This window comes from Variovorax sp. 10N432 (assembly GCF_056394465.1).
This window is the reverse complement of sequence record NZ_JBFTHX010000012.1, coordinates 175284-184914: the sequence shown is the minus strand read 5'-3', so window position 1 is coordinate 184914 and position 9631 is coordinate 175284. Positions and strand designations below refer to the sequence as shown.

The following is a 9631-nucleotide window of genomic DNA, read 5'->3' as shown; positions in this document are numbered from 1 at the left end:
GGCAGGCGGATCAGGGCCGCGCGTGTTTGAGTGGAGCGCAGCGGAGCGAGTTTGCGCGGACCCCGCCTGTCGCGAGCAGCGCAGGGAAGCCCGAAGGGCCGGTGACGTCGGCCGGTCCAGGGCATACCGCCCGCCATCGCCGCCCCGAACTCGCGTCGGAGGTTCTTGCCTCATGACAGACACAGTCCTCCAACTCCTCAACGTCGAAAGCGCCTACGGCCCCATCAAGGCCATCCGCGGTGTCAGCCTCAAGGTGCGCGCCGGCGAGATCGCCACGGTGCTCGGCTCCAACGGCGCCGGCAAGACCACCATCCTCAAGACCATCTCCGGCATCATCGACCCGCGCAAGGGCAGCATCGAGTTCAAGGGCAGCAACATCACGGCGCAGGACCCGGCCCGCATCGTGCAGCAGGGCCTGAGCCACGTGCCCGAGGGCCGCGAGGTATTCCCGTTGCTGTCGGTCCGCGACAACCTGCTGATGGGCGCCTACACCCGCCGCGACCGCGACGGCGTCGCCCGCGACATCGAGACGGTCTACGGCTACTTCCCGATCCTCAAGGAGCGCGCCACGCAGGACGCCGGCCTGCTGTCGGGCGGCCAGCAGCAGATGCTCGCGATCTCGCGCGCCATCATGGCGGCGCCGCACCTGATCCTGCTCGACGAGCCCAGTCTCGGCCTCTCGCCCAAGCTCACCAAGGAGATTTTCGAGATCGTGGTGCGCATCAACCGCGAGCGCGGCACCACCATCCTCTTGGTCGAACAGAACGCCAACATGGCGCTCAATGCCGCCGACTACGGCTACGTGCTCGAGAACGGCCGCATCGTCATGGAAGACACCTGCGAGCGCCTGCGCGAGAAGGAAGACATCAAGGAGTTCTACCTCGGACTCAAGGACGACGGCGTGCGCGGCGAGCGGCGCTGGAAGAAAAAGAAGACCTGGAGATGACCCGGAACACCACGCACGCCAAGGCACCCGCCGGCCTCTGGGACCTCGGCCGCATCCAGTCGCGCACCGACATCGTGGTGCCCGGCGAGACCATGGCCGCGATGTTCTGGAACGCCGCCCGCCTGCGCGGCGACACCGTCTGGATGCGGCAGAAGAAGCTGGGCATCTGGCGCAGCTGGAGCTGGAAGCAGACCGCCGACGCGGTGGCCGAGATCGCCGGCGGCCTGATGGCGATCGGCTTCGCACCGCAGGAGTGCGCCTCGATTCTCTCGAACACAGTGATCGAATGGGTGCTGTGCGACCTCGCGGTGCTGAGCTGCGGCGGCGTTTCCAACGGCATCTATCCGACCGACGCCGCCTCGCAGGTCCACTACCTCTGCGAGGACTCCCGCACCACCGTGCTCTTCGTCGAGGACGACGAACAGCTCGACAAGGCGCTCGAAGTGCGCGCCGCGCTGCCGCTGCTGCGCAAGATCGTGGTCTTCGACATGGAAGGCCTGCGCGACCTGCACGACGCCGACGTCATCAGCCTCGATGCGCTGCGCGCGCTCGGCCGCGACCACAACAAGGCACATCCGCAGGAACTCGAACAGCGCGTCGCCGCCTGCCGGCCCGACGACCTGGCGATCCTGGTCTACACCTCGGGCACCACGGGCAAACCCAAGGGCGCGATGCACAGCCATCGCGGCCTGGTCTACACCACGCGCGGCTACAACACGCTGGTGGCGCAGGACGAGCAGGACGAGCGCATGTGCTTCCTGCCGCTGTGCCACATCGCCGAGCGCATGGGCGGCGAGTACTTCGCGATGTACACCGGCTCGATCCTCAACTTCGTCGAGAACCCCGAGACCGTGCCAGAGAACGTGCGCGAGATCGCGCCGACCGTGTTCACGGCCGTGCCGCGGGTGTGGGAGAAGTTCTATTCCGGCGTGATGATCGCGCTCAAGGAGGCCAGCCGCGTGCAGCAGGCCGCCTACGCCTGGAGCATCGGCGTCGGCACCGAGATCGCCGACCGCGTGCTGGCCGGCCAGCCGGTCGGCGGCGCCCTGCGATTCAAGTTCCGGATCGCGCGCTGGCTGGCGCTGGACAACGTGCGCAAGCTGATCGGCATCCACCGGGCGCGCTTCCTGGTCACCGGCGCGGCGCCGATCTCGCCCGAACTGGTCAAGTGGTATCTCGCGCTCGGCGTGCCGATGCTGGAGGTCTGGGGCATGACCGAATCCTGCGGCGCGGCCACCGGCGTGCCTGCGGCGCGCATCAAGCCCGGCGCGATCGGGCCGGCGGCCGCCTACAACGAAGTCCGCATCGATGCCGCCACCGGCGAGATCCTGGTGCGCGGCACCAACGTCTTCATGGGCTACCTGAACCTGCCCGAGAAGACCGCCGAGACCATCGACGCCGACGGCTGGCTGCACACGGGCGACGTGGGCACGGTCGATGCCGACGGCTACTTCCGCATCACCGACCGCATGAAGGACATCATCATCACGGCAGGCGGCAAGAACATCACGCCGAGCGAACTCGAGAACGAGCTCAAGTTCAGCCCCTACATCACGGATGCCGTCGTGATCGGCGACGCCAGGCCCTATCTCACGGTGATCGTGATGATCGACCAGGAGAACGTCGAGAAGTTCGCCCAGGACCACGACGTGCCCTTCAGCAACTACCAGAGCCTGACGCGCACGCAGCAGGTGCAGGACCTGATCCAGGCCGAGCTCGACCGCGTCAATGCCAAGTTCGCCCGGGTCGAGCAGATCAAGAAGTTCTTCCTGCTCGAGACCCAGCTGAGCGCCGAGGACGAGGAACTGACGCCCACCATGAAGCTCAAGCGCAAGCTGGTGCAGGCCAAGTACGCCGAGCGCATCGACGCCATGTACGCCTAGCTTTTTTTCGCCAACCTAGAGGAGACTCCGTATGAAGACCCAGACATTGATCCCCCTGGCCGCCGCGGCCGGTCTCGCGCTGGGCTCCGGCCTGGCCGCCGCGCAGCAGCAGGGCGTGAGCAAGGACGAGATCCGCATCGGCACCATCCAGGATCTCTCGGGGCCACTGGCCGGCTTCGGCAAGCAGTCGCGCAACGGCATGCAGCTGGCCGTGGACGAACTCAACGAGCAGGGCAGCGTGCACGGCCGCAAGCTCAAGCTCTTCGTCGAGGACTCGGGCTACGACCCCAAGAAGGCGGTGCTGGCGGCGCAGAAGCTGGTCAACCAGGAAAAGATCTTCATCATGGCGGGCCACATCGGCACCGCGCAGAACATGGCGGCGATGCCGGTGCAGTTCGAGAAGAACATCGTCAACTTCTTCCCGATCACCGCGGCCCGAGAGATGTACGAGCCGTTCAACCGGCTCAAGTATTCGTTCGCCGCCACCTACTACGACCAGATCCGCATCGCCCTTCCCAAGCTGGTCAAGGAAAAGGGTGCCAAGAAGGTCTGCACGATCTACCAGGACGACGAGTTCGGCCTCGAGGTCCAGCGCGGCGCCGAGGCCGGCCTCAAGGCGGCCGGCCTGGAGCTCACCGAGAAGACTTCGTTCAAGCGCGGAGCGACCGATTTCTCGTCACAGGTGGCCAAGATGAAGGCCGCCAACTGCGACCTGGTGGTGCTGGGCACCATCATCCGCGAGACCATCGGCACCGTGGGCGAGGCCCGCAAGACCGGCTTCAACCCGACCTTCCTCGGGTCCAGCGCGGCCTACACCGACCTGATCCACAAGCTGGGCGGCAAGCCGATGGACGGCATCTACGCCACCATGACGGTGCAGAACCCCTACACCGACGAGCAGTCGCAGCCGCTGCGCTTCTGGGCCAACAAGTACAAGACCAAGTTCAACGAGGACCCGACCGTGTTCTCGGTCTACGGCTATTCGATCATCCAGGACTTCATCCAGGCGGCCAACAAGGCCGGGCCGAACCTGACCACCGACAGCTTCATCAAGGCGATGGACAGCAGCACCTTCGAGCCCGACATGTTCGGCAGCCCGAAGATGACCTTCAGCGCCACCAAGCGACTCGGCAACGACCAGTCGCGGCTGTCGCAGATCGTCGACGGCAAGTGGAAGGTGGTGTCCGACTACCTGGCACCTTGAGCGATTGCTTCGCCCAGCAAAAAACCGCCCGAGGGCGGTTTTTTCATTCCGGCTTGGGGCCGTTCATTCCTCGACGAAGGCTTCCTCTCTTTTCGCCTTGATCGACGGCAGCAGCACGATGCCGAGCAGCAGGCAGGCCGCGACCAGCAAGCCGGCCGACAGCGGCCGGGTCACGAACACGGCCCAGCTGCCGCGCGACAGCAGCAGGGCGCGGCGCAGGTTCTCTTCCATCATCGGCCCCAGGATGAAGCCCAGCAGCAGCGGCGCCGGCTCGGTCCGCAGCTTGATGAACAGATAGCCGATGAAGCCGAAGGCCGCCACCATCCAGATGTCGAAGGTGTTGTTGTTGGTCGAGTAGACGCCGATGGCACAGAACAGCACGATCGCCGGGAACAGGAACTTGTAGGGCACCGTCAGGAGCTTGATCCACATGCCGATCAGCGGCAGGTTCAGGATGATCAGCATCGCGTTGCCGATCCACATCGAGGCGATCAGACCCCAGAACAGCTCGGGGTTGCTGGTCATGACCTGCGGGCCCGGCTGGATGTTGTGGATCGTCATCGCGCCGACCATCAGCGCCATCACGGCATTGGGCGGAATGCCCAGCGTGAGCAACGGGATGAAGGAGGTCTGGGCGCCGGCGTTGTTGGCCGACTCGGGCGACGCCACGCCGCGGATGTTGCCCTTGCCGAACGGCACTTCGCCGGGCCGCATGCGGATCTTCTTCTCGAGGGCGTAGGCCGCGAACGAAGCCAGCAGCGCACCGCCGCCGGGCAGGATGCCCAGCGCGGAGCCCAGGGCCGTGCCGCGCAGCACGGCCGGCGCCATCCGCTTGAAGTCATCCTTGGTCGGGAACAGGCCCTTGACCTCCGAGGTGAACACCTCGCGCTCCTCGTCCGGCTGCGACAGGTTGCCGATGATCTCGCCGTAGCCGAACACGCCCATGGCGATGACCACGAAGCCGATGCCGTCGGTCAGTTCGGGGACATCGAAGCTGAAGCGCGCGACGCCCGAGTTGACGTCGGTGCCGACGATGCCGAGCAGGAGGCCCAGCACGATCATCGCGACCGCCTTGAGCAGCGAGCCCGAGGCCAGCACCACGGCCCCGATCAGGCCCAGCACCATCAGCGAGAAGTACTCGGCGGGACCGAACTTGAAGGCCAGTTCGGTCAGCGGCGGCGCGAAGGCGGCCAGGATCAGCGTGCCGACGCAGCCGGCGAAGAAGGACCCGAGGCCGGCCGCCGCGAGCGCGGGGCCCGCGCGTCCCTGCCGCGCCATCTGGTAGCCGTCGATGCAGGTCACGACCGAGGACGATTCACCCGGCAGGTTGACCAGGATGGCGGTGGTGGAGCCGCCGTACTGGGCGCCGTAGTAGATGCCGGCCAGCATGATCAGGGCCGACACCGGTGGCAGTGCATAGGTCGCCGGCAGCAGCATCGCGATGGTGGCGACCGGGCCGATGCCCGGCAGCACGCCGATCAGCGTGCCGAGAATACAACCGACCAGGCAGTACAGCAGGTTGGTGAAGGTGAAGGCGACGCCGAAGCCGATCGCGAGGTTGTGGAACAGTTCCATGGCGATGGTCTCCTCAGCCCGAAATGAAAGTGGGCCAGACCTGGATCTGCAACTTGAGCGCCCAGATGAACGCCACGTAGCTGCCTGCCGCCAGGATGGTCGAGAGAACCAGCACGTCGCGCAGCTTGAAGTGCTCGCCCGCCAGGCTGGAGATGATGGTGAGCGCGTAGATCGCGATGATCATGCCCATGGCCGGCACGCCGATGCTCGGCAGGCCGCCCAGCAGGACGCCGAAGGCGAGGTTGGCGAAGATCACGAAGAACAGCGGCTTCCAGGCCCATTTGCCGATCGGGTCGCCGTCGATGGTCTCGACCACCAGCGACTGGAACATCACGGCGGCACCCAGCAGCGCCAGCAGGATGCCGAGCATCAGCGGGAAGTAGCCGGGCCCCATGCGGGCCCCGTCGCCGATGTTGTAGGTGGTGGCGCCGACGGCAAACGCCGCCCCTATCGCCGTGAACATGACCCCTGAATAGAAGTCCGCCTGACTCTTGATACGCATTGTCTCGACCCTCTTTTGTGTACCTTCGAGGGTCGTCGTCGGAGCCTGACGGCTGGCTGACTTGACGCTACGGACTTCCACGTAGCGTCGCCTGGCGCGGCAACGAAAAAGGCTCCCGAAGGAGCCTTTTTTCAGCTGAAAGCCGAGGGGTGCTTAGTAGCCGCCGCGGCCACCGCCGCCGCCGCCGTAGCCGCCACCGCCGCTGCGGTTGCCGCCGCCACCACCGCCGTAGCCGCCGCCACCGCCGCCGCCGCCGCCGCCGTAGCCACCGCCACCACCGCTGCGGCCACCGCCGCCGCCGCCGAAGCCGCCGGGCGAACGGGGCTCCATCGGACGGGCTTCATTGACGGTCAGGCTGCGGCCGTCGAGAGCTTGGCCGTTCAGGCCTTCGATGGCTGCCAGCGCTTCCGCGTCGGTGCCCATTTCGACGAAGCCGAAGCCCTTGGAGCGACCGCTGTCGCGTTCCATCATGACCTTGGCGCTGGCGACCGAGCCGTACTGGCTGAAAGCCTGTTCGAGGTCGTTGTCGCGGATGGAGTAGGCGAGGTTGCCTACGTAGAGTTTCTTGCCCATGGAGGGACTCCTAATCAAACCAAAAAAACAAAGCGATGGAGTCCCAGAATCACAACAAACAAATGGCGCTGTGGCGCGAAACTGACCGATCACCGGTTCACGAATCCGGCATGGAATTGCCCGAAACGCTTCGGCATTGTCATGCACAAAGGAACTTTTGGGTAAATTTCTTCTTGAAATTTCAGGCTATTTGATGATGCAACGCAAAAAAAGAGACGAATTCAACCCGGGGGACGGCGGCGCAGGGGGTTCAGGAGCGCTTTCAGGCCGTTGTGGTCGATCTCGTGCATCAGGCCCAGCAGGCGGCCGATCTCGCCTGGCGGGAAGCCTTCGCGGGCGAACCACGTGAGGTAGTTGCCGGGCAGGTCGGCGATCAGGCGGCCCTTGTACTTGCCGAAGGGCATTTCGCGGCTCACGAGCTTTTCCAGGTCTTCCGGGTTCATGGTGGCTATGCTCCTCGATCTCCGCGGCAGTTGCCGCCCGTTCGTTCACAGGCCCCTCGCGGGGCCCTCCGCTCATGCCATTCCATTCGCTGGGACTCGATCCTTCCCTGGTGCGGGCCGCCACCGACAAGGGCTACCTCGCGCCCACGGCCATCCAGGTGGCGGCCATTCCGCCGATCCTGCAGGGCCGCGACCTGCTGGGCGCCGCCCGCACCGGGTCCGGCAAGACGGCCGCATTTTCGCTGCCCCTGCTGCAGCGGCTCGCGGGCGCCGGGCGCCAGCAGCCGCGCAGGCTACAGGCGCTGGTCCTGGTGCCGACCCGCGAGCTGGCGGCGCAGGTGGGCGAATCGATGCGCAGCCTGGCGCAGCAGCTGCCGGTGCCGATGCGCATCGCGGTGGCCTTCGGCGGCGTCTCGATCAATCCGCAGATGATGGCGCTGCGCGGCGGTGCCGACGTCATGATCGCCACGCCCGGGCGCCTGCTCGACCTGCTCGACCATCGCGCGCTGCGGCTGTCCTCGGTGTCGATGCTGGTGCTCGACGAGGCCGACCGGTTGTTCGACCTCGGCTTTGCCGAGGAGCTCGGGCGCATCCTGGCGCTCTTGCCCGAGCGGCGCCAGAACCTGCTGTTCTCCGCCACCTTTCCGCCGGCGATCCAGTCGCTGGCCGAGCGCCTGCTGAGCGACCCGGTGCGTGTCGAGGCGCAGGACGATCCGGTCGGCGAGCCCGCCGCCATCCAGCAGCGGGCGATCGAGGTCGATGCCGGACGCCGCACCCAGCTGCTGCGCCAGCTGGTCAAGGGCAGCGGCTGGACGCGCGTGCTGGTCTTCGTCGCCACCAAGCATGGCGCCGAGATGGTGGCCGACAAGCTGCGCCGCGCCGGGGTCGAGGCCGAACCCTTCCATGGCCTGCTGAGCCAGGGCAAGCGCACGCAGGTGCTGGCCGATTTCAAGGCCTCCCGGGTGCAGGTGGTGGTCGCCACCGACCTGGCGGCCCGCGGCATCGATGTCGCGCAGCTGCCGGTGGTGGTCAACTACGACCTGCCGCGCTCGGCGGTCGACTATGTGCACCGCATCGGCCGCACCGGCCGGGCCGGCGCGAGCGGCGTCGCGGTGAGCTTCGTGAGCGCGGCCACCGAAGCGCACTTCAGGCTGATCGAGAAGCGCCAGGGCCTCAACGTGCCGCGCGAGCGGGTGGTCGGCTTCGAGCCGGCCGAGGCGCCGCCGCCCGCGCCGGCGGGCGAGCCGGGCACCGGCGGCATCAAGGGCAAGCGGCCGAGCAAGAAGGACAAGCTGCGCGCGCTTCAGGCGCCGACCGGCACGGCGGCGCGCGAACGGTAGGTGTCCCAGGCGGCCACCGCCAGGATCACCGCGGTGGTCAGCACGTTCATGGCCAGCAGATCGAGCCGCGGCGCAGCGACCGCCAGCGCCGCGGTGGCCGCCATTCCGACCGCGTGCGAAGCCGGGAAGGCGCCGTACACGATCCGCTTGTAGAGCCCGTTGCCGAGCAGGTAGGCCAGCGGCGCGCCGAGCATCACGATCAGCTCCGGCAGCGCCATGTGGCCGTGCGGATGAGCGATCACGAGTTCGTTGCCGACGGCGGTGACGATGATGCCGCCGACGATCAGCACGTGCACGTAGTGGAAGTAGGCGCCGAGGCGGCCCGGGTCGTCGGCATGCGCGATCACGTGGCTGCCGTGCTCGCTGCTGGTGTCGAAGTACAGCCACCACATCGCCAGGCTGCCGGCGAAGGCGCTCAGGAAGGCGACCGTCGAGAGGCTGCCGAGCGTGTGGGTCTTGGCGAAGGTGTCGCCGGTCAGCAGGATCGATTCGCCCAGCGCCATGATGACGAAAAGCTGGCAGCGCTCGGCCAGGTGGCCGCCCTCGATGGTCCAGTCGGCGGTGCGCGAGCGCCCGAGCCCGGGCAGGCGGAAGCCGAACATCGGCGAGACGTACTCGCAGGCGATCGCCACGGCCCAGCAGGCCATTCGGGCCGGCCCGGCGTTCAGCGCGCCCGCGATCCAGAACACCGCGGCGATGCAGTTCCAGCCGAGGATGCGGCGGAAGTTCGCGGCCAGCACGTGGTGCCGGGGCAGCAGGAGGCAGATGAACAGCGAGCGGCCGACCTGGATGGCCACGAAGGCGGCGGCGAAGACCTGCGCGCGCTCCGCGAAGGCGCCGGGGATGGCGGCCGACATCACCAGTCCGGCCAGCATCACGCCGAACAGCATCAGCCGGATCGGCGCCGACCGGGGGTCGAACCAGTTGGTCACCCAGCAGGTGTATTGCCAGCCCAGCCAGACCGCGAACCACAGCAGCAGCGTCTCGAGTGCGCCGAGCGGCGTCAGGTGGGCCAGCAGGTAGTGCGACAGCTGGGTGACGGCGAAGACATAGACCAGATCGAAGAACAGCTCTTCGTACCTGACCTTGGCTTCGCTGCCGTCGCGCGTGCGCAGGGCGGGGTGGTGGACGCTGTGCGATGTCGGGGGCGGACGCGCGTGCATGC

General features: G+C 67.1%; 9 protein-coding genes. 4 read left to right on the top strand and 5 right to left on the bottom strand.

What is annotated here, in order from left to right; translation table 11 throughout:
* Positions 1–172 precede the first annotated feature (172 nt).
* The 3 genes from AC1DF3_RS16625 to AC1DF3_RS16615 are packed head-to-tail and all read left to right on the top strand — an operon-like array spanning position 173 to position 4033.
* The gene (locus AC1DF3_RS16625; RefSeq protein WP_478140245.1) at positions 173–946 is read left to right on the top strand and encodes an ABC transporter ATP-binding protein; all 774 of its coding nucleotides are present in this window, start codon (positions 173–175) and stop codon (positions 944–946) included.
* Positions 943–2829 carry an AMP-dependent synthetase/ligase gene (locus AC1DF3_RS16620; protein ID WP_478140244.1) on the top strand — a complete coding sequence of 629 codons (1887 nt, stop codon included), beginning with the start codon at positions 943–945 and terminating at the stop codon, positions 2827–2829. Before AC1DF3_RS16625 ends, AC1DF3_RS16620 begins: the two co-directional genes overlap by 4 nt.
* A 31-nt stretch (positions 2830–2860) precedes the next feature.
* A complete protein-coding gene (locus AC1DF3_RS16615; RefSeq protein WP_286534234.1) occupies positions 2861–4033 on the top strand; it encodes an ABC transporter substrate-binding protein in 1173 nt (390 codons plus the stop codon).
* A 63-nt stretch (positions 4034–4096) separates the two neighbouring features.
* Here the strand turns inward: AC1DF3_RS16615 and AC1DF3_RS16610 are convergent, their stop codons facing one another.
* The 4 genes from AC1DF3_RS16610 to AC1DF3_RS16595 all read right to left on the bottom strand — a co-directional run bounded on the left by AC1DF3_RS16610 (position 4097) and on the right by AC1DF3_RS16595 (position 7126).
* A complete protein-coding gene (locus AC1DF3_RS16610) occupies positions 4097–5608 on the bottom strand; it encodes a tripartite tricarboxylate transporter permease (protein WP_286506628.1) in 1512 nt (503 codons plus the stop codon).
* Positions 5609–5621: 13 nt separating this feature from the next.
* Positions 5622–6110: a tripartite tricarboxylate transporter TctB family protein gene (locus AC1DF3_RS16605; protein WP_286534232.1), complete on the bottom strand. Its 489-nt coding sequence runs from the start codon at positions 6108–6110 to the stop codon at positions 5622–5624.
* A gap of 153 nt (positions 6111–6263) precedes the next feature.
* Positions 6264–6683: an RNA recognition motif domain-containing protein gene (locus tag AC1DF3_RS16600; RefSeq protein WP_478140243.1), complete on the bottom strand. Its 420-nt coding sequence runs from the start codon at positions 6681–6683 to the stop codon at positions 6264–6266.
* A 221-nt stretch (positions 6684–6904) separates the two neighbouring features.
* On the bottom strand, positions 6905–7126 hold the full coding sequence (locus tag AC1DF3_RS16595; RefSeq protein ID WP_286522075.1) for a DUF3820 family protein: 222 nt from the start codon (positions 7124–7126) through the stop codon (positions 6905–6907).
* A gap of 74 nt (positions 7127–7200) precedes the next feature.
* Between AC1DF3_RS16595 and AC1DF3_RS16590 the strand changes: the two genes are divergently transcribed.
* Positions 7201–8466 carry a DEAD/DEAH box helicase gene (locus tag AC1DF3_RS16590; protein ID WP_478140242.1) on the top strand — a complete coding sequence of 422 codons (1266 nt, stop codon included), beginning with the start codon at positions 7201–7203 and terminating at the stop codon, positions 8464–8466.
* Here AC1DF3_RS16590 and AC1DF3_RS16585 read toward each other — a convergent pair.
* Positions 8430–9629 (bottom strand): low temperature requirement protein A, encoded by a 1200-nt coding sequence (locus tag AC1DF3_RS16585; RefSeq protein WP_478140241.1) that lies wholly within the window; start codon positions 9627–9629, stop codon positions 8430–8432. The genes AC1DF3_RS16590 and AC1DF3_RS16585 overlap by 37 nt on opposite strands.
* Positions 9630–9631 lie beyond the last annotated feature (2 nt).

What these genes read in the sequence shown, in the direction of transcription:
- AC1DF3_RS16625 (WP_478140245.1), top strand. Translation starts at nt 173, where the DNA reads ATGACAGACACAGTCCTCCAACTCCTCAACGTCGAAAGCGCCTACGGC.
- AC1DF3_RS16620 (WP_478140244.1), top strand. Translation starts at nt 943, where the DNA reads ATGACCCGGAACACCACGCACGCCAAGGCACCCGCCGGCCTCTGGGAC.
- AC1DF3_RS16615 (WP_286534234.1), top strand. Translation starts at nt 2,861, where the DNA reads ATGAAGACCCAGACATTGATCCCCCTGGCCGCCGCGGCCGGTCTCGCG.
- AC1DF3_RS16610 (WP_286506628.1), bottom strand. Translation starts at nt 5,608, where the DNA reads ATGGAACTGTTCCACAACCTCGCGATCGGCTTCGGCGTCGCCTTCACC.
- AC1DF3_RS16605 (WP_286534232.1), bottom strand. Translation starts at nt 6,110, where the DNA reads ATGCGTATCAAGAGTCAGGCGGACTTCTATTCAGGGGTCATGTTCACG.
- AC1DF3_RS16600 (WP_478140243.1), bottom strand. Translation starts at nt 6,683, where the DNA reads ATGGGCAAGAAACTCTACGTAGGCAACCTCGCCTACTCCATCCGCGAC.
- AC1DF3_RS16595 (WP_286522075.1), bottom strand. Translation starts at nt 7,126, where the DNA reads ATGAACCCGGAAGACCTGGAAAAGCTCGTGAGCCGCGAAATGCCCTTC.
- AC1DF3_RS16590 (WP_478140242.1), top strand. Translation starts at nt 7,201, where the DNA reads ATGCCATTCCATTCGCTGGGACTCGATCCTTCCCTGGTGCGGGCCGCC.
- AC1DF3_RS16585 (WP_478140241.1), bottom strand. Translation starts at nt 9,629, where the DNA reads ATGCACGCGCGTCCGCCCCCGACATCGCACAGCGTCCACCACCCCGCC.